Annotated in this window: 15 protein-coding genes and 2 pseudogenes; 6 read left to right on the top strand and 11 right to left on the bottom strand. The window is 71.0% G+C overall.

Annotated elements, in window-relative coordinates; all coding sequences use genetic code 11:
- Window positions 1-45: 45 nt before the first annotated feature.
- Window positions 46-3,231: an AfsR/SARP family transcriptional regulator gene (locus OG496_RS07710; RefSeq protein ID WP_405970154.1), complete on the bottom strand. Its 3,186-nt coding sequence runs from the start codon at window positions 3,229-3,231 to the stop codon at window positions 46-48.
- A gap of 194 nt (window positions 3,232-3,425) precedes the next feature.
- Between OG496_RS07710 and OG496_RS07715 the strand changes: the two genes are divergently transcribed.
- Window positions 3,426-3,722: a Dabb family protein gene (locus tag OG496_RS07715; protein WP_405970155.1), complete on the top strand. Its 297-nt coding sequence runs from the start codon at window positions 3,426-3,428 to the stop codon at window positions 3,720-3,722.
- Window positions 3,723-3,753: 31 nt separating this feature from the next.
- Here the strand turns inward: OG496_RS07715 and OG496_RS07720 are convergent, their stop codons facing one another.
- Window positions 3,754-4,860, bottom strand: a complete 1,107-nt coding sequence (locus OG496_RS07720; RefSeq protein WP_405970156.1) for an FAD-dependent monooxygenase — start codon at window positions 4,858-4,860, stop codon at window positions 3,754-3,756.
- Window positions 4,861-4,988: 128 nt separating this feature from the next.
- Between OG496_RS07720 and OG496_RS07725 the strand changes: the two genes are divergently transcribed.
- Window positions 4,989-5,609: a TetR/AcrR family transcriptional regulator gene (locus OG496_RS07725; protein WP_405970157.1), complete on the top strand. Its 621-nt coding sequence runs from the start codon at window positions 4,989-4,991 to the stop codon at window positions 5,607-5,609.
- 142 nt (window positions 5,610-5,751) lie between these two features.
- Here the strand turns inward: OG496_RS07725 and OG496_RS07730 are convergent, their stop codons facing one another.
- The gene (locus OG496_RS07730; protein ID WP_405970158.1) at window positions 5,752-6,651 is read right to left on the bottom strand and encodes a hypothetical protein; all 900 of its coding nucleotides are present in this window, start codon (window positions 6,649-6,651) and stop codon (window positions 5,752-5,754) included.
- Window positions 6,652-6,926: 275 nt separating this feature from the next.
- Between OG496_RS07730 and OG496_RS07735 the strand changes: the two genes are divergently transcribed.
- Both OG496_RS07735 and OG496_RS07740 read left to right on the top strand, forming a co-directional pair.
- A complete protein-coding gene (locus OG496_RS07735; protein ID WP_399392803.1) occupies window positions 6,927-7,721 on the top strand; it encodes an SDR family NAD(P)-dependent oxidoreductase in 795 nt (264 codons plus the stop codon).
- Window positions 7,722-7,793: 72 nt separating this feature from the next.
- Window positions 7,794-8,150: pseudogene (locus OG496_RS07740) on the top strand (MFS transporter); the annotation flags it as partial.
- Between the two features lie 46 nt (window positions 8,151-8,196).
- On the opposite strand, the gene OG496_RS07745 reads toward OG496_RS07740, so the two are convergent.
- The 6 genes and pseudogenes from OG496_RS07745 to lnt form a co-directional block, all read right to left on the bottom strand.
- Window positions 8,197-9,936 carry a helix-turn-helix domain-containing protein gene (locus OG496_RS07745; protein WP_405970159.1) on the bottom strand — a complete coding sequence of 580 codons (1,740 nt, stop codon included), beginning with the start codon at window positions 9,934-9,936 and terminating at the stop codon, window positions 8,197-8,199.
- Between the two features lie 39 nt (window positions 9,937-9,975).
- Window positions 9,976-10,835, bottom strand: a protein-coding gene (locus OG496_RS07750; RefSeq protein WP_405976579.1) for an IS5 family transposase whose coding sequence is annotated in 2 segments (ribosomal slippage) — window positions 9,976-10,487 and window positions 10,487-10,835 — 861 coding nt in all. Because the reading frame shifts where the segments join, the coding sequence is not laid out codon by codon here.
- Window positions 10,836-10,880: 45 nt separating this feature from the next.
- Window positions 10,881-11,066 (bottom strand): annotated as a pseudogene (locus tag OG496_RS07755) (hypothetical protein); the annotation flags it as partial.
- A 77-nt stretch (window positions 11,067-11,143) separates the two neighbouring features.
- Window positions 11,144-11,944, bottom strand: a complete 801-nt coding sequence (locus tag OG496_RS07760) for a 3-hydroxybutyrate dehydrogenase (RefSeq protein WP_405970160.1) — start codon at window positions 11,942-11,944, stop codon at window positions 11,144-11,146.
- Window positions 11,945-11,998: 54 nt separating this feature from the next.
- Window positions 11,999-12,478 carry an NUDIX hydrolase gene (locus tag OG496_RS07765; protein WP_405970161.1) on the bottom strand — a complete coding sequence of 160 codons (480 nt, stop codon included), beginning with the start codon at window positions 12,476-12,478 and terminating at the stop codon, window positions 11,999-12,001.
- Between the two features lie 77 nt (window positions 12,479-12,555).
- Entirely contained in the window at window positions 12,556-14,157 is a 1,602-nt protein-coding gene (gene lnt, locus OG496_RS07770) for an apolipoprotein N-acyltransferase (protein WP_405970162.1), read from the bottom strand.
- A gap of 235 nt (window positions 14,158-14,392) precedes the next feature.
- Here lnt and OG496_RS07775 point away from each other — a divergent pair, with 235 nt between their 5' ends.
- The gene (locus tag OG496_RS07775; RefSeq protein ID WP_405976580.1) at window positions 14,393-15,460 is read left to right on the top strand and encodes an O-antigen ligase family protein; all 1,068 of its coding nucleotides are present in this window, start codon (window positions 14,393-14,395) and stop codon (window positions 15,458-15,460) included.
- Between the two features lie 15 nt (window positions 15,461-15,475).
- Here the strand turns inward: OG496_RS07775 and OG496_RS07780 are convergent, their stop codons facing one another.
- A complete protein-coding gene (locus OG496_RS07780; protein ID WP_366495127.1) occupies window positions 15,476-16,021 on the bottom strand; it encodes a hypothetical protein in 546 nt (181 codons plus the stop codon).
- Window positions 16,022-16,127: 106 nt separating this feature from the next.
- A complete protein-coding gene (locus tag OG496_RS07785; protein ID WP_405970163.1) occupies window positions 16,128-16,913 on the bottom strand; it encodes a glutamate racemase in 786 nt (261 codons plus the stop codon).
- Between the two features lie 69 nt (window positions 16,914-16,982).
- Here OG496_RS07785 and OG496_RS07790 point away from each other — a divergent pair, with 69 nt between their 5' ends.
- The gene (locus OG496_RS07790) at window positions 16,983-18,149 is read left to right on the top strand and encodes a glycosyltransferase (RefSeq protein ID WP_405976581.1); all 1,167 of its coding nucleotides are present in this window, start codon (window positions 16,983-16,985) and stop codon (window positions 18,147-18,149) included.
- The last annotated feature ends 3 nt before the right edge of the window (window positions 18,150-18,152 follow it).

Raw genomic sequence — 18,152 nt, forward strand, 5'->3', positions numbered from 1 at the left:
CACTGTCCGCGTACGCCCCGTCGCCGACCCGCTGGTCGGGATCGCTCAGCTGAAGGCGGCCAGCACGGAGGGGCTGTCCGCGAGCCAGTCGCGCTCCTGGTGCGTCTCACCCGGCCGCTTCGCCCCGTGGCGGGCGTCCAGCCTGTCCAGCAGCACGCCCACCGCGTGTCGGGCGAGCGGTTCCAGCAGTCCGGCGTGGGTCTGGCGCCCCCGGTCGATCCAGGCCCGCGCGTCGTCCGCGGCGGTGGGGGTCGGCGGACCGAACGTCGCGATGACCGCGAGACCGACGGCCGCGACGGCTCTGCGGTCGGGCGGCGCTCCCGGACAGCGCCAGACCCCGTGGAGAATCCGCTCCGCCTCCGCGAAACGACCGCCCCGGACCGCCAGCACTCCGCGCAGGTTGGCCACGGCCGCCTGGAGGTCGTCCGCACTCAGTTCGTCCGCGAGCCGGCTCACGTCCGCCAGCCGCTCCTCGGCCGCCGCGAACTCCCGCTCGGTGATGTCCAGGCAGACCAGCCTGAGCAGCACGTACGCCCAGCGGGTACGCGCCCCGACGGCACCGAGGATCCGGGCCGCCTCGGCCCACTGCTCACGGGCCCGGGCGCGCAGGCCGTCGCTCTCGTCCGCGTCGCCGCAGAGGGTGAGGGAGAAGACCCGGGCGAAGTCGTCGTCGGCCGCGCGCGACGCCGCCACCGCGATCAGCCCGTGCCGCCGGGCCCCCTCGGTGTCCCCGTGCTGCAGGCAGTAGGTCGACCAGTTCGTCTGCAGGACGGCCCGGTCCCAGTGGAATTCCGTGTCCACTACAGCGGCTTCCCCCAAGGCGAAGCGTTCTTCCACGTCGTCGTGCCCGTTGAGCATCGCGTGGAGCGCGTCGTAGCAGCGGCCCAGGACGGCGAGGTCGGGGTTCTTCGCGTAGTGCCACGCCTCCTTGTGCCTGTCCACATAGGAACTGGCTTCCCTGTGGTGTCCGGCCACGTGGTGGAGCCAGGTGAGCCAGGCGATGGTGTAGAAGAGCGCCCACTCGTCGTCCTCGGTGGGTTCAGCTGTCCGCTCTCCCGCTGTCGCGTCGTAGGCCTGCAGACCGCGTTGGAGGCGGTCGATTCCTTCTTCCTCGCGGCCGCTGATGAACCAGAAGTAGCCCAGCCGTGCCTCCAGCAGCAGGGCCTCGGCCGCCCTGGACCTGGCCGTCATCAGGTCGGATGCCGCCCTGATGTTGGCGGACTCCTCGGTGAGGCGCCTGGCCCACTCCCGCTGGTCACGGGAGGAGAGTCCCGCGCTGCCCTCGCGGACGAAGCGTGCGGCCCACGTCATGAGGCGCTCTTCGGCCTCGGGTGCGCGGCCCTCCTCCCGGAGCCGGGTGAGCGCGTACTCGCGGACGGTCTCCAGCATCCGCAGCCGGTTCCCGTCGGGTGTGGAGACCGGGACGAGCAGGGACTTGTCGACCAACTGCCCCAGGACATGGAGCAGTTCGGCACTGTCCGCCCCGGGCAAGGGAGTTGCCGCTTCCACGATGTCGAGGGAGCAGCCGCCCACGTACAGGGCGAGTTCCGTCAGCAGCCGCTGTTCGGTGGTGTCGAGGAGGGCGTAGCTCCAGTCGAGGACGGCGCGCAGGGTGCGGTGTCGGGCCGGTGCGGTGCGCTCCCCCTTGATCAGCAGGGTGAAGCGGTTGTCGAGGCGGGCCTCGATCTCACGGACGGTCAGGAGCCGGACGTGCGCGGCGGCGAGTTCCACCGCCAGCGGCAGTCCGTCGAGCCTGCGGCAGAGGCGGCGGATGTCGTGCAGCGCCGCCGCGTCCGGGGCGAAGGACGGGTCGATCATGGCGGCACGGGTGCCGAACAGGTCCGCGGCCTCCTCGTCCGGCATCGGCGCGAGCGGGTACAGCACCTCGGCCGCGACCTCCAGCGGTGCTCTGCTGGTGGTCAGGACGGTCAGCGCGGGGCACCGGCTCAGCAGCGTCGCCACGAGCGGGGCCACGGCGTCGAGCAGGTGCTCGCAGTTGTCGAGGGCGAGGACGGCCGAGCGCCCGGCCAGGAACGAGGTGAGCCGGTGCACATAGTCGTGCGGCGGCTGGTCGGGCCGGACGGAGGTGTCGGACAGGCCGAGCGCGGAGGCGACCACCGCGAGCACGTTCGCGTCGTCGGCCGGGGCCAGGTCGACCCACCAGACGTTGCCGCGGGACGGCTGCACCAGCGCGCACACCTCAAGCGCCAGACGGGTCTTGCCGACGCCTCCCGGTCCCAGCACGGTCACCAGCCGCTCCCTGCCGACGACTTCGCACAGCGAGGTCAGCTCCTTGCGCCGGCCGACGAACGGGCCCAGCGGTCGGCTCAGGTTGCCTTCGCCGGACGTGGACACGGATGCCGGCTCCCGGACATCTGTGCGCGGCGAGGACGGTCGGCCGGGCAGGGTGACCGTCCCTAGGAGAGACGGGTCGCGTCCTTGGAGAATCGACTCGCGCCATTGACGAGACGGATCGCGCCCCTGAAGAGACGGATCGTGGCGGAGTATCGCGGCGTGCAGGGAGCGCAACTCCTGCCCGGGAGCGGCACCGAGTTCGGACTTCAGCAGCCGGCGGCCCGTGTCGTAGACCTCCAGGGCTTCCGCGAACCGCCCGCAGCGGTAGAGCGCGAGCATGAGACGGGCCCGGGACCGCTCGCGCAGCGGCGCGAGGGACAACAGGGCCTGCAGCTCGGGGATCAGCTCCTTGGCGCGGCCGAGTTCGAGGCCCGTGGTGGCGGCGTCCTCCAGAGCGCCGAGCCGTAGATCCTCAAGGCGGGTCCGCTCGGTCTCGAAGGCCCGTCCCTCCAGGCCGTCCAGGGCGCGACCGCGCCACATCGACAGCCCCCGCCGTAGCTCGCTCTCGGCCTTCTCGTACTCATCCGCCGCGAGATGCTCACGCCCGTCCCGGACGGCGGCCTCGAAGTCGGGTACGTCGACCTCGTCCTCCGGTCCCAGGACGATCCGATAGCCGCCGTGGTCGAACAGCAGGCGGGTGTCCTCGCCCCGCGCCGCGAAGGCCACGCGCAGCTTGGCCATCTGGACCTGGAGCGCGCCGACCGGGTTCTTGGTCGTGCGCTCCTCCCACAGTTCGTCGACGAGGGTGTCGCGCTGCACGACCGCCCCGTGGGCGAGCAGCAGCCGTCCCACGATCGCCCGGGACACGGCGCCGGGCGGGACGACCGCACCGTTGGCAGTCACCAGCTCCAGGCGGCCGAGCAGTCGAAAACGCATGCTCACCATCCTGCCGTGGCCGGCCGAAAGCCCCGAAGGGCTCGTCGGCGCGTCGCGGGGCGAAGCGAGCGCTCCGGGTCGATGTCCTCGCGGTTCCTCGCGCGGTCCCTCGCGGTGAACCAAGTCGCGGGACGCCCCGTAGCCGTCAACGTTCACCGAGTTCGGCGCGGCACGACACGGCATCAGGAGCGGAAATGATCCGGAACATCGTCCTCTTCAAGCTCAACGAAGGCCTCACGCGCGAATCCCCCGCAGTCACGGAGGGATTCGAACTCGTGAAGAAGCTCGACCGGGAAATCCCCGAGATCCGCCAGTGGGAGGTCGGATGGCACGTCTTCGACGAGACGCCCGTCTCCTACGACTTCGCCGTGAACAGCCTCTTCGACGACACCGCCGCCTTCCAGCGGTATTTCAACCACCCGGCGCACCTGGCCGCGATCGCCCACTGGATGCACCACGCTTCGTGGGTGGTCGTCGACATCCACGTCTGAGGCCTGTGACGGTCGTGGCCCGGTGTCACCGTCAGGCGGCGACGGCCTGGAGCCGCGCGTTGCGCGCGTCGATCGCTTCCTGTGTGGAGGGCACGATGAGTTCGCCGCCGTCCGTGACGCTGTTCTGGGCGAACTCGGCGTAGGGGCGCTGGCGTTGCTCGTAGCGTTCGAACGCCACCGTGTGATCGCCGCCCGCGTCTTCGAGTTCCTCGGCGAGGAAGTGGGCGCCGCTGATGGCCAGTGAGGTGCCGCGGCCGGAGAGCAGCGCCGCGCAGTGCGCGGCGTCGCCGACCAGGGCGATACGGCCCCGGTACCAGGTGGGCATGTGGATCTGGCTGACCGAGTCGAAGTAGAACTCGGGATCGGCGCGGACCGCGTCGAGCAGCTGCGGGATCTTCCACTCGGTGTGTCCCGCGAAGGCGTCCAGGAGGATCTCCTTCTGGGCGTCGAGGTCGCGGTGGTCGTAGTCGAGGAGCCCGGAGCGGAAGAGGAACACTCCGAACGCCTTGTTCCTGTAGCGGGCGATGCTCGCGAGGTGGCCGGGGTAGTTGTACAGCGGGCTGGTCCGGTCGGCCCGGGCTTCGGCGGGCAGGTCGGTGAGGGCGACGTAGAGGCCCAGGTGGCGCACGTAGTCACGTTCGGGCCCGAAGACCAGCCTGCGGGTGACCGAGTGCAGGCCGTCGGCACCCAGGACGAGATCGAAGCGTTCGGCGCGGCCGGAGACGAAGTGGACGTCGACGCCGTCGCCGTCGTCGGTGAGTGCGTCGACGGAGTCGCCGAACACGATGTCTGTCGACTCCGGCAGTGCGTCGGCGAGAGTACGGGCGAGGTCCTCGCGCGCGATCTCGATGTCGTCTCCGGAATCGCTCATCTCCTCGACCGGCAGACGGGCGGCCACGGAACCGTCGGCATGGACGAACACGCCGTGCTCCGCCATCCGGATGCGCTGCTCACGGAGCTTGGGCAGTACCCCCATCCTGCCGGCGAACTCGACGGCGTCGCCGCGGACGTCGATCGGAGCGCCGGTGACGCGCAGGTGTGCGGCGCGTTCGACGAGGGTCACCTGGTGGCCACGGCTGCCGAGTTCCAGTGCCGTGGCCAGGCCGGCGATGCCGGCGCCGGAGACAAGGATGTTCACGGGGAGTCCTGTCCTGTTCGGTCGATTGCGGGGTACTGCGGGAACAGCTTGCCGCGCATCTAAAAGCGTCAATCTGTTGCTTTAAAGCTAACACATCAATCTGTTGCATTAAGCATTAGGGTGAGGGTGTGACGGCGACCCGAGAGCAGGACACAGACGACGCACCAGGGCCGGTGACCGCGCGACGGCCGGGGGGCCGCACGGCCCGCACCCGTACCCGGATCCTGGAGGCGACGCTGCACCTCGTCGCACGGGACGGCATCGCCGCCCTGCGCTACGAGGAGGTCGCCGAACTCGCCGGCGTGCACAAGACGAGCGTCTACCGCAACTGGCCCGACCGCGAGGAGCTCGTGAACGCGGCACTGCTCCAGTACGCGGGCTCGGTGGAACTGGAGGACACCGGAGATCTGCGCCACGATCTGGTCGACTACCTGGTGGGTCTGGCCGGCCTGTTGTCCACCACGACCGGCCGCGCCATGCAGCGCGCCATCCAGGACGCGGGCGAGAACCCCGATGTCGCCCTGCCCGTCAACCGGATCTTCGAGCAGCGTCTGGCCAGACTCCAGCAGGTCGTGGACCATGCCGTGGCACGCGGTGAACTGCCGCCGGTCGACGGCTACTTCCTCGCCGAGATGCTGACCGGCCCGGTCCACCTGTACGTCAGCCGCGGCCTGCGCCCCTTCACCCGCACCGAGGCGGAAAGGATCACGGATGTGGTCCTGGCGGGACTGCGGCACACAGCCGGATAGCTCCCGCCGTGGATGTGGCGGACGTCGGTAACGAGGTCTGCCTGCCAACGTGCCAGGTCGCGTCACTTGAGGGAACGCGAAGGGTGCCCGGCAGGCAGAAACCCCGCCGGGCACCCTTCCCCGATCACTGGCGCCTACCGCCTCATCGCGACGTCAGGCCGACGATCCGCCACAGACCGTCGCCGGCGCCACCGGCCATGTACGCGTCTCCGGACGCCGCCAGCGAGAAGCTGAAGGTGTTGATCCCGACGAGGTTGGTGACGTGGGACTGCACTCCGGTGGCGGCGTTCACCCGCTTCACCTCGTCGCCGACCATGAAGTAGACCAGGCCGTCGCCGCCGACCGAGATCGACGTGGGTTCGTAGGTCTCACTGGCCAGCACACGCGTCGTACCGGTGGCCACGTTCGTCTGCAGAATGCGGCCTTGGCCCATGTCCGCGGTGTAGGCGAGTCCCGCCTTGTCGAACGCGAGGCCGTAGGAGAAGCCGAGCCCCGTGGCCACCACGCGCGACGTCCCGCCGTCCGGGACGGCGACGATCTCTCCGTTGCCGTCGGTGACATAGGTGGTGGTGCCGAAGCGGGCCACGCCGAAGAGCGAGGGCAGGCCGGCGGCCAGGGTACGGCGAGCGCCCGTGGCGAGGGTGACCTGCTGAAGCGTGCCGTCGAAGGCGGTGATGTACGCACTGCCGTCGGCGACGGCGACTCCGCGGAGGTTGCCAAGACCGGTGGTGACCGTGTCGAGCGCTCCGGTGGCCAGGTCGAGCTTGAGCAGATCGCCTCCCGAGTACGCCAGGTACAGCGCGCCGGCGTTGTCGGAGGCGATGGCGACCGGTGAACCGGCCGCCGGCGCGATCCGTACGCAATCCATGGACGGGCACTTGACGTCTCCCGTCGCGGCAACTGCCGGAGCGGCGAGGGTCATTGTCGCGCCCGACGCGAGCAACGCGCCGAGGGCCAGCGCCACGCCGAGCGCACGCCCGCGCCCGATGAGCGAGCGGGCGGGACGGTCGAGCGGGAGTCGCGTCGCGGTCCTAGATCTCATCATTGAGTCCATCCGTTCCTGTTCCGTCGACGATGGGTGCGCCCACGGGATCGCCGCGGGCACCGCACTGGCTACGCACGGGGGTACGGGGAGGTTCACCAAGAGAGCCCGAATCAGGTCCGGACTTTTAAGGGAGGGCGGTATCCGGCCATGAGCATCACCGCGCCCGTCCGTATCGACCGAAGTGGCGGCCCGATCACCCTGCAGCCAGGCTGACAGCAGACGCGCCATCACGCCCAGACACACAAGCGGACACACAAGGGGACTGGTTCCACATGCAGATCGATCTGACCGGACGCACGGCCCTGGTGACGGGGTCGACGCAGGGCATCGGCGCGGCGATCGCCGCCGGACTCGCGCGCTCCGGCGCCCGGGTCGGGGTGAACGGCCGGAACGAGCAACGGGTCGCGGAGGGCGTGGCACGGCTCGCGGCCGAGGTCCCCGGTGCGGACTTCGTCCCCGTGGCCGCCGACGTCGCGAACGAGGAGGGCGCCCGGCGCGTCCTGGAGGCGCTGCCCGAGGTGGACATCCTCGTCAACAACCTGGGCATCTTCGGCTCCGCCGACCCGCTGGAGATCAGCGACGAGGAATGGCGGCACTATTTCGAGGTGAACGTGCTGGCCGCGGTACGGCTGACCCGTATGTACCTGCCGGGCATGACGGCGCGCAGCTGGGGCCGGATCCAGTACATCGCCAGCGACTCGGCGGTCGTCATCCCGGCCGAGATGATCCACTACGGCATGTCCAAGACCGCGCTCCTCGCCGTCGGCCGCGGCTTCGCGAAGCAGGCGGCGGGCACGGGTGTGACCGTCAACTCGGTCATCGCCGGACCCACCCACACCGGCGGCGTGGAGGACTTCGTCTACGAACTCGTCGACCGCGACCTGCCCTGGGACGAGGCCCAGCGCGAGTTCATGCGGAAGCACCGGCCGCAGTCCCTCCTGCAACGGCTCATCGAGCCCGAGGAGATCGCCCACATGGTCGTCTACCTCAGCTCCGACCAGGCCTCGGCCACGACAGGCGGAGCCCTGCGCGTCGACGGCGGATACATCGACTCGATCCTGCCCTAGCACCCTCAACTCATGGTCGCCGCACGCACTTCGTCCCCCGAACTATGGTGTTCCACCACATGTGCCGCTGAGGTCCCCGCCGTGACCGTCGGCCTGATCCTGCACGGCGCGATGTACGCACTCCAAGCCGCCTTCCTCTCCGAGATGTTCGCGACCCGGATGCGCTACTCCGGCGCTTCGATCGGCGCCCAGTTCGCCTCGGTCGCGGCGGGCGCCCCGGCCCCGTTGATCGCCACCGCCCTGCTGGCCGACTACGACAGCTCGACCCCGATCGCCCTGTATGTGATCGCGGCGGTCGTCCTGACCCTGGTCGCGGTGGGCATGGCCAAGGAGACCCGGCACCACGACCTGACCGAGATCGAGTCCACCACGGACGACCGGCCTGCGACCGCTCCCACGAAGGACGCCGCAGACGCTCGCACCGCCTGATCGCCACGCGCGGTACCGGCCCTCGTACGCCTCGCGCCTACGAGGGTCACCGCCGCACCGGACCTGCCAACCGCCGTAGTCTCAGCGCGAGTTGGATCTCCAGCACGCGTCCCGGTTCCTGCCAGTCCTCGCCGAGGAGCCGGCCCACCCGCTCCAGCCGCTGGGCCACGGTGTTGACGTGGACGTGCAGGTCGTCCTTCGTCCGGGCCGGGCTCATGCCACGCGCGAAGTAGGCGTCCAGGGTGCGCAGCAGATCCGTGCCGCGCCGCTCGTCGTAGCGCACGAGCTGCCCGATGGTCCGCTCGACGAAGCCGCCGATGTCCCGGTCCCCCGCGAGGAGCAGCCCGAGGAAACCGAAGTCCTCGGCGGCGGCGCCGTCTCCGGTACGGCCCAACAGCCGCAGGGCGTCGAGGCAGCGGCGCCCCTCCTCGTAGGCGGCGACCACGGCGTCGGGCCGGGTGCCGGGTTTCTCAACGGCGGCGGAGGCGCCGACGGTGACCGCTTCGTGGACCGCCGCTCCCAGGTGGGTGGCGGTGCGCCGGGCCAGGTCAGTGGCGGTGTCGCCGGGATCGAGGGGCAGCAGCAGAACCGTGCCGCCGTCGCGGGCGGCCGCCAGTCCGTGCCGGGTCCCGGCGAGGTGCGAGGCGGCGGACCACAGGCGTCTGCGGGCGGCGGCCTCGTGGTCGGCGGCGGCGGCGGTGCCGTCGAGCCGGGCGGCGAGGACGACATGGGTGGCGTCCAGGTCGGCGTCCAGCCTGCACGCTCGCTCCCGCAGCAGCCGTGGGTCACCGTCACGGGCGTCGAGCAGGTCGTCCAACAGCTCTCCGCGCACGCGCTGTTCGGCCTCGGCGGCCGACCGCCGGGCGAGCAGCAGCAGCGAGGTGACCATCGCGGCGCGCTCCAGGGTGAGCTGGTCCACGGGGTCGAGACCGGGGTGGCCGCGCAGCACGAGCGCGCCGAGCAGTTCGCCGCCGGCGGCCACGGCGGCGATCCAGTCGTCCCGATGCCGTACCGCGTGCCCTCCGACGCGGGACGCTTCCAGCGCCTTCGTGGGCGCGGCGTCGGTCTCGGTGAACTCGACCGCTCCGTCGAGGACTTGGGAGACCGCGGCGGCGACGTCATGGACCCCGCCGCCGCGCAGGACGAGCTCGGCGAGCCGGTCGTGGACGTCCGACGCACGCTCGATGACTCCGCTGCGGTCCTGGATGATCTCGTTGGCGCGCTCCAGACCGGCGAGCGCCGAGCGGGTCTCGGTGAGCAGGTTCGCGGTGTCGATGGCGGCCGCGGCGAGCGCGGCGAAGGAGCCCAGCAGCGCGATCTGCTCCCGCTCGAAGACCCGCGCCCGCCGGTCCGCCGCGAACAGCACCCCGATGACACGGTGCCCGAGCATCAACGGCACCCCGAGGATCGCCACCAGCCCCTCGTCCCGCACCCCGGAGTCGATGGTGAGGGTGCGCTCGAAGCGGTCGTCCTTGAAGTAGTCGTCGGTGACGTACGGCCGTGCCGTCTGGGCCACGAGTCCGCCGAGCCCCTCCCCCATGCCCAGCCGCAGCTGCTGGAACCGGGCCGCGACCGAACCCTCGGTCACCCGCATGTAAGTGTCGCCCCTGGCCGGGTCGTTGAGGCTGAGGTAGGCGATGTCGGTGCCGAGCAGCGACCGGGCGCGCTGGACGATCGCCTGGAGTACGGCGTCGAGGTCGCGCAGTCCGGCAAGGTCGTGGGCCGTCTCGAAGAGCGCGGACAGCTCGGCCTCGCGCCGTCGGCGTCCCTCCAGCTCCGAACGCACGCGCAGCGCGAGCACCTTGGCGTGTTCTAGGGTCCGTCTTCAAACGGATCTTGCCCAGAGTAGGAATGACGCGAGATTGACCGCTGCCTCGTAGGAGGTGGCGGTCTTGTCGTATCTGGTAGCGATGCCGCGGAAGCCCTTGAGCTGGTTGAAGCAGCGCTCGACGACGTTGCACCGACGGTAGAGCCGGCGGTCGAAAGCGGGTGGCCGGCCTCCTCGGTAGCCGCGATTGTGGCGGTGACGCTTCTGGTCGGTCTTTTCCGGGATGGTGCATGCAATTCCGCGTTTGCGCAGGTAGGCGCGGAAACCACGAGAGCTGTAAGCCTTGTCGGCGACGACCTGGTCGGGTCTGCAACGGGGTCGGCCCGGTCCCATACGCGGGACGCGAATGCGTTCCAGGAGGGGACGCGCGCAGGTGCTGTCGTGGCGTTGTCCGGGTGTCAGCAGGACGGCCAGGGGCCTGCCGCGGCCGTCGCAGGCGAGGTGGATTTTGGTGGTCAGTCCGCCTCGGGATCGGCCGAGGGCGTGATCGTCCGGTTCGTCCGGCCGGCTGATCCCCCTTTTCGGCCGGTGGCGGCCGAGTGTTGGTGGGCGCGGACGATGGTGGAGTCGATCTGGACGAGCCAGTCGATGTCGCCGACAGCGTCCGCGCCGGCCTGGATCTGCTGGAGTGCCCGGGTGAACACGCCGTCCAACGCGTAGCGGCGAAAGCGGGTGTAGACCGTCTGCCACGGCCCGTAACGTTCCGGCAGGTCACGCCAGGAGACCCCGGTCCGGATCTTGTAGACCATCCCGTTGATGACCTGCCGGTCTGGCACGCGCGGTCGTCCCGTCGCGGCACGCGGTATGAGCGGAGCAAGTAACTCCCACTCCAGGTCGGTGAGTTCATGGCGGCGTATCACCCGACCATGATCCACCACTCAATGATCTTTGAAGACGGACCCTAGCCCGGCGATCGCCTCGGCCGGTCTTCCGTCGGCGCGGGCGAGCAGCACCGGCTGCTCATAGGCGTCGGCGGAGGCGCCCCGGGCCAGCAGTTCGAGGAACGGCGTCTCGGCACTGCTCGGTCGCGCTGCGGCACCGGAGACGGTGGCGGAACGCTCGGCGGACTGCACGTGATCGCTGGACATGCTCACAGGATTCCCCATCGCCGGGCCGGCCGGTCAGGCCTGTGGACAACTCGAAAATCACCTACGCACGAGGTGCTTCAGTGCGCGGTCCATCCGCCGTCCAGGACCAGCGAGGTTCCGGTGATGAAGGACGCGTGCGGGGCGCACAGATAGGCGACGGCCTCGGCGACCTCCTCCGGTTCGATGAGCCGTTTGACCGCGCTGTCCTGCAGGAGCACCTCGGTCAGGACCCGTTCCTCGGGGATGCCGTGCGCCTGTGCCTGGTCGGTGAGCTGTCTCTCGACCAGGGGTGTGCGCACATAGGCGGGGTTCACACAGTTCGAGGTGACGCCATGGGGTGCGCCTTCGAGGGCGGCGGTCTTGGAGAGTCCTTCCAGACCGTGTTTGGCGGCCACATACGCGGACTTGAAGGCGGAGGCGCGCAGCCCATGGACGGAGGACACATTGACGATCCGCCCCCAGCCCTGCCCGTACATGTGGGGCAGTGCGCCGCGGATGAGCCGGAAGGGCGCCTCCAGCATCACGGTGAGCACCGTGTGGAAGACGTCGGGCGGGAACTCCTCGATGGGGCGCACCAGTTGCAGCCCCGCGTTGTTCACCAGGACGTCCGTGCCGGCGGCGGAGTGCTCGGCGGCGTCCAGGTCGGTGAGGTCGAGGACGTGCGGTTCGACGGTGCCCGCGAGGTCCTGCGCCTGCTCGGCGAGCTCTGCGAGTCCCGGGGCGTCCATGTCGACCGCTCTGACCTTCGCCCCGGCGGCCGCCAGCCGCAGTGTGCAGGCGCGGCCGATACCGCCGGCGGCGCCGGTGACGAGGGCGGTACGGCCGCTGAGGTCGAGGAGGCTGGCGTGGGTCCCCGGGAGGGCGTTGGGCACGGTCATGTGGCGAGCCTAGACAGCGCCCCCACACCGCCACATATGGGCCGAGCACATACTTCAGTCGGAACTCGTGGTGTCAAACCATGTGGGTACGTCGGCCAGGGTCTGCTTGATCCGGAACAGCTGGTGATCGCTGATCTCGGGCAGCGCGTCCAGCTCGAACCAGCCGACCTCCAGCGACTCGTCGTCGTTCACGGCCGCCTCACCACCGACGGCCCGGCATTGCAGCGTGATGTCCATGAACTGGCAGGCGTCTCCGTTGGGATAACGGATCGGTCCCCCGGCCTTCACCATGACGACCCGTTCCGCGACGCACTCGACGGCTGTCTCCTCGAACACCTCGCGCACCGCGCAGGCCGCGGGCTGCTCACCGGGCTCGGGAATGCCGGAGGGCAACGCCCACTCGTGGTTGTCCGCCCGCTTGCCCAGCAGGACGCGACCCGCGTCGTCGAAGACGACGGCGCTGACCCCGGGAAGCCAGAGCAGTTGATGCCCCGCGGAGGCCCGGATCGTACGGATGAAATCAGGAGTAGCCATGCTCCGACCCTAACGGGACGATCCATGGCTGCTCCACGAACTGCCGCGCGCGCGGCGGGAGTACAGCGGGCGTACGGCTACACGTCCCCCGCGCGTCGCCCGCGCACACCGGCGGCGACCGCCCAGCCGAGGCCGGCCGCGGCGATGAGCACCAGGGCCATCTCGGGCAGGATGCCGAGCTTCGTGGCCGGGGTCTCCGAGGAGCGCAGCGGCACCTTCTGGACCAGGGAGTCGGCGACGAACATGCCGGTCTTCTGGGTGATCTTCCCGTCCGGCATGATGATCGCGCTGACGCCGCTGGTCACCGGGACGGTGACGGTCCGGCTGTGTTCGACCGCACGGACCCGGGACATGGCGAGCTGCTGGTAGGTCATCTCGCTGCGGTCGAAGGTCGCGTTGTTGCTGGGCACGGAGATCAGCTGGGCGCCGTCGGTGACCTCGGAGCGCACGGCCCAGTCGAAGGCCGCCTCGTAGCAGGTGACCAGGCCGATCTTGGCGCCGTTCATGGTGAAGACGCCCGGCTTGGTGCCCCGGCTGAAGTCCTGGCGGACCATGCTGGTCCAGTTCTTGTTGATCGCGCCGAGCAGTGAGCGCATCGGGAGGTACTCGCCGAACGGCTGGATCTGCCGCTTGTCGTAGGTGTCGGTCGGGCCCTTCACCGGGTCCCAGAGGATCTGCTCGTTGTAGAGCTTGCCGCCCCGTTCGACGACACCGCCGACCGAGATGGGCGCGCCGATCGCCTTGGCCGCCTCGTCGATGTCGGTGTACGCCTGGGCGTCGGCGAAGGGGTCGACGTCGGAGGAGTTCTCCGGCCACAGGACGACATCGGGCTTGGCGACCTTGCCCGCCTTGACCTGCGCGGCCAGCCTCAGGGTCTCCTTGACGTGGTAGTCGAGCACGGCCCGCCGTTGGGCGTTGAACTCCAGCCCCGCGCGCGGGACGTTGCCCTGGATGACCGCGACCGTCGTGGTGCCGTCCTCGGCCTTGTCGCTGACCAGCGCCCGCGCGGCGACCGCGCCGACCACCGGTACGGCCACGCTCAGCAGCGCCACGGCCGCGGCGGACCGCCGTACGACACGGGTGTTCCGGCTCTCCAGGGCCAGGCGGACGATCTCGTACAGGCCGAAGCCACACAGGACGACCGCGAAGCCGAGGACCGGGGTGCCGCCCACCGCCGCGAGCGGCAGGAAGACGCCGTCCGCCTGGCCGAACGCGATCTTGCCCCAGGGGAAGCCGTGGAAGGGGGCACGCGCGCGTACCGCCTCACCGGCGATCCACAGCGCCGCCGCCCACAGCGGCCAGGCGGGCAGCTTCGAGACCGCGGTGATGGCCGCGCCGACCAGCGCGACGAAGATCGCCTCGACCACGACCAGGGCGATCCAGGGCCCGGGGCCGACCTCCACGCCGGTCCACACCAGCAGCGGCAGCAGGAATCCGAGGCCGAAGAGATAGCCCAGTCCGAGTCCCGCCTTCCAGCTCCGGCCGCGCAGCACCCACCCGAAACAGGCGAACGCGGGCAGCGCCAGCCACCACAGGGTGCGCGGCGGGAAACTGACGTAGAGCAGCACTCCGGAGAGTGCGGCTACGGCGGCCGGGACCAGACGGACGAGGCGCGATGCGGGCGGGGCCTGCGGCTTCAGCTGGTCCGACTCGTCCACGGAAGTTGCGGTGACGGTCACTCCGGGAGTGTACGGCCGTCGACCTTGGCGCCGACAGCACGGTCCGAATGGCAGCCCGGGCACTGAGCAGGGCCGCAGCAGCATCGTTCCTGCGCAACTCGTCCACAAATCGGTCATCAGCCGTTACGGTGTGCCGGAGCCCCTGTCGTGCGGTCGGTCCAGGCCAGGACGGCCGGGGCCGGTCACGGGTCGGGGGCGGCCCGGTTCAGGGGGCGGCGGGGTGGGTTCCACGGGGATGGCGTCGGCGACCGGTCCGGACGCCGACAGTGAAAGACGAAACGTTTCGGATGCGGCGGGCATCGCGGTGCTCGGATCGTGTGCCGCGTGGTCGCTGATCACGGCAGCCATGCACGACGGCCGGCCCGAGGGCGTGCTGCTCGCGGTCCTGGCGGTCGCCGCCGGTTACGCGTCGGGGCGGATCTCCGGGGCGCTCGTACCGGTCGCCGCGCCCTGTGTGGGGGCGCTGGCCGGGCTCGGTATGGCGCTGGCCGAACCGCGTCTCGCCCCGGGCCCCCAGTTCGCCGTTCCGCTCGGTCACGCCGGTGCGACCGCGGCCCTGCTGACCCTGGCCGTGGGTTCCGCGTGCTGCTCCGCCTGGGCCGCCTCGGCACCGGGCCTGCGGCTCGCGCTACGACTGCTGGCGGCCGGGATCACGGTCGCCGCGGCCGTCCTGGGCTCGCTCTCGGGATTCGTCCTGTGCACGGCGGTGCTGCTGTGCTCGCTCGCCGCCGGCCGGATGCGGCGCCGCGGTCTGGGCATCGCGGGCCTGGGTCTGGCCACGGCGCTGGTGGCCGGCGCGACCTGGGCCGTCGCCGGAAACGTCCTCCCGGACGGGCTGACCGCGTCCCTGGAGGGCCAGTTGACCCCGCACCGGGTCCAGCTGTGGCAGGACGCCCTGCACATGGCGCATCAGGATTCCGCCCTGGGGGTGGGCCCCGGACGCTTCGGGGAGCTGAGCAGCGCGGCGGCCGAGGCCCTGCTCCCGGACGGCAAACCGCACTCCGCGCCGCTTCAGCTGGCGGCCGAGCAGGGAATCGTCGGCGTGCTCCTGCTGGCGGCGGCCTACGGCTGGGTGCTCCACGCGCTGTGGCGCACCACGCGCTCCACCCCGATCGCGCTCACCGCGGGCGCCGCGCTGACGGGCCTCGCGATCGTCGCTGCGGTCGGCAACGCGCTGAGCTTCACCTCGGTGTCGGTCGGCGCGGGCTTCCTGGCCGGGCTGGCCACGGCCCATCCGATCGCCGACGACGCCTCACGCACCGGGCCGGACGCACACGCGCGTGGCGACCGATCGGCCCCGTGACGGACGAGGAGCGCGTCAGAGCACCGCGCCGGTCTTGGGCGGCGCCAGCCGGTCCGTGATGATCCGTACGGCCGCCTCCGCGTTGTCCACGGTGATCGTGAAGGTGTGCCCGTCCCACAGCCGCAGGACGATGCCCTCACCACGCCGCACGACGACCGCGGTGCCCTTCTCGGGCCGCCAGCGGTAGCCCCAGCCGCCCCACTGACGCGGGGTGACGTGCGGGGCGAACTCGGCGCCCGCGACGCTCGCGAGGGGGATGCGGCGACGCGGCACACCGATGTGGCCGCAGCGCACTTCGAGGGACTCCGTGTCCACCTTCAGGCCGACGTGCACGAAGGCGAGCGTGCCGAACAGCATGAGCAGTCCGGCCGCGATGCACCCGACGACGGACATGACGAGCGGGGCGATGCCGGACGTCCAGGTGGAGTCCACGGCCAGCTCGATGCCGAGCGCCATGCAGGCGGCACCGGCGAGCGCCAGCAGCCACTGGAACCGGTTGGTGGCGCGTCCGGTCCAGATCTCGCTCTGCGGGAAGGTTTCGTCGCGGGGGTGGTCCCTCATGCCTACGAGACTACTCAGGTTTCGCTGCGCGGGTACGCCGTTGCGGAGGGTGACCGTTTTGTGCGGCGACACGGTGGACGCACAGGATCCGGTCCGTCGCCGGTGCTCAGTGGGCGGGCGTGACGGCCCGCAGGAGTCGGCCCTCGGCGTAGACCGACGCGGCGGCGGGCAGCGCGCCCTCACGGCCGTTCAGGAGCACCGTCACGGTGCCATCGGGCAGCGCCTCGGGGGCGGGCTTCTCACCGATCCGGCGCAGTGCCTGGGCGGCCACCGCGTCGGCGGAGCCGTGCAGGACGAGCGGCGGGCGGTCGGCGCGCTGCACGGCGGCGCGGATGCGTTCGGCGACCAGTTCGTAATGGGTGCAGCCCAGGACGACGGTCGTTACATCGTCGGGGGTCAGCTCGGCGGCCGCGGCGACGGCGGCGTCGATGGCCACCTCGTCCCCGTGCTCCACGGCTTCGGCCAGTCCCCAGCACGGGATCTCGGTGACCTGGACGCCGTCGGCGAAGTCCTTGATGAGGCCGCGCTGGTAGGGGCTGCCGGTGGTGGCGGGCGTCGCCCAGATCGCGAAGGGCGTGCCACCGGCGGCGGCCGGCTTGATGGCCGGGACCGTACCGATGACCGGGATACCGGGCTCCAGGTGCTCACGCAGGACCGTCAGGGCGTGCACCGTCGCGGTGTTGCAGCCGATGATCAGGGCGTCGGGCCTGTGCGCCGCGGCGGCCTCGGCAACGGCCAGCGCGCGCTGGGCGACGTCCTCCGGAGTCCGCGGTCCCCAGGGCATCCCCTCGGGGTCCAGGGAGAGCACGAGATCCGCGTCGGGGCGCACGCGCCGTACCGCAGCGGTGGCCGCCAGAAGGCCGATTCCGGAGTCCATCAGCGCGATCTTCACCCGGCCACGATAGACGATGGCCTCGGTGGATCCGCTGCCGTGGGGCAGACTGCGCCCGTGAGCGCCATCGTGTGGATCGCCGCCGGATCACTCGCCGCCTGGCTGTGGCTGCTGCTCTGTCAGGGCTTCTTCTGGCGTACGGACATCAGGCTCCCGGCCCGTACCGACCCGGACGACTGGCCGTCGGTGTGCGTGGTCGTCCCGGCCCGCGACGAGGCCGCCGTACTGCCCGAGAGCCTGCCCTCGCTCCTCGGCCAGGACTATCCCGGGCGGGCCGAGATCTTCCTTGTCGACGACGGCAGTTCGGACGGCACCGGGGAGCTGGCCCGCGAGCTGGCGTCCCGGCACGGCGGCCTGCCGCTGACCGTGGACTCCCCCGGCGAACCACCCGCGGGCTGGACCGGCAAGCTGTGGGCCGTACGGCACGGCATCGGTCTGGCACGCGTGCGTGGGCCCGAGTACCTGCTGCTGACGGACGCGGACATCGCGCACGCTCCGGACAGCCTGCGGGAGTTGGTGGCGGCGGCCCGCACCGGCGGCTTCGACGCCGTCTCGCTGATGGCCCGGCTCCGCGTGGAGAGCCCGTGGGAGCGGCTCGTGGTGCCGGCGTTCGTCTACTTCTTCGCGCAGCTGTATCCGTTCCGCCGGATCGGCAAACGCTCGGCACGGACCGCAGCCGCGGCGGGCGGCTGTGTCCTGCTGCGCGCCGACGCCGCCGAGCGGGCGCGGATCCCGGACGCCATCCGGCAGGCGGTGATCGACGACGTGGCACTCGCGCGGGCCGTCAAGGGCGGCGGGGGCCACATCTGGCTGGGGCTCGCCGAGCGGGTGGACAGCGTGCGCCCGTATCCGTGGCTGCACGACCTGTGGCGGATGGTCTCGCGTAGCGCGTACGCGCAACTGCGGCACAACCCGCTGCTCCTCCTGGGCACGGTCGTCGGCTTGGCGCTGGTGTATCTCGTGCCCCCGGTGGCCCTGTTCACTGGTCTGGCCGTCGGGAGTACGGCGACCGCGGTCCTCGGCGGTCTCGCGTGGCTGGTGATGACGGGGACATACCTCCCGATGCTCCGCTACTACGGGCAGCCGCTGTGGCTCGCTCCCCTGCTGCCGTTCACCGCGTTTCTGTACCTCCTGATGACCGTCGATTCCGCGGTGCAGCACTACAGGGGACGCGGTGCGGCCTGGAAGGGCCGCACGTACGCGCGTCCGGACGCTGTCGTCGGCGACGGGAGCTGAGGG

This window comes from Streptomyces sp. NBC_00988 (genome assembly GCF_045162645.1).
Lineage (GTDB): Bacteria > Actinomycetota > Actinomycetes > Streptomycetales > Streptomycetaceae > Streptomyces.

Excerpts from the sequence above, each read along its gene's own strand:
- OG496_RS07775 (WP_405976580.1), top strand. The coding sequence starts at position 14,393 with ATGGCGTCGGCGACCGGTCCGGACGCCGACAGTGAAAGACGAAACGTT.
- OG496_RS07735 (WP_399392803.1), top strand. The coding sequence starts at position 6,927 with ATGCAGATCGATCTGACCGGACGCACGGCCCTGGTGACGGGGTCGACG.
- OG496_RS07765 (WP_405970161.1), bottom strand. The coding sequence starts at position 12,478 with ATGGCTACTCCTGATTTCATCCGTACGATCCGGGCCTCCGCGGGGCAT.
- OG496_RS07730 (WP_405970158.1), bottom strand. The coding sequence starts at position 6,651 with ATGAGATCTAGGACCGCGACGCGACTCCCGCTCGACCGTCCCGCCCGC.
- OG496_RS07760 (WP_405970160.1), bottom strand. The coding sequence starts at position 11,944 with ATGACCGTGCCCAACGCCCTCCCGGGGACCCACGCCAGCCTCCTCGAC.
- OG496_RS07710 (WP_405970154.1), bottom strand. The coding sequence starts at position 3,231 with ATGCGTTTTCGACTGCTCGGCCGCCTGGAGCTGGTGACTGCCAACGGT.
- OG496_RS07715 (WP_405970155.1), top strand. The coding sequence starts at position 3,426 with ATGATCCGGAACATCGTCCTCTTCAAGCTCAACGAAGGCCTCACGCGC.
- OG496_RS07780 (WP_366495127.1), bottom strand. The coding sequence starts at position 16,021 with ATGAGGGACCACCCCCGCGACGAAACCTTCCCGCAGAGCGAGATCTGG.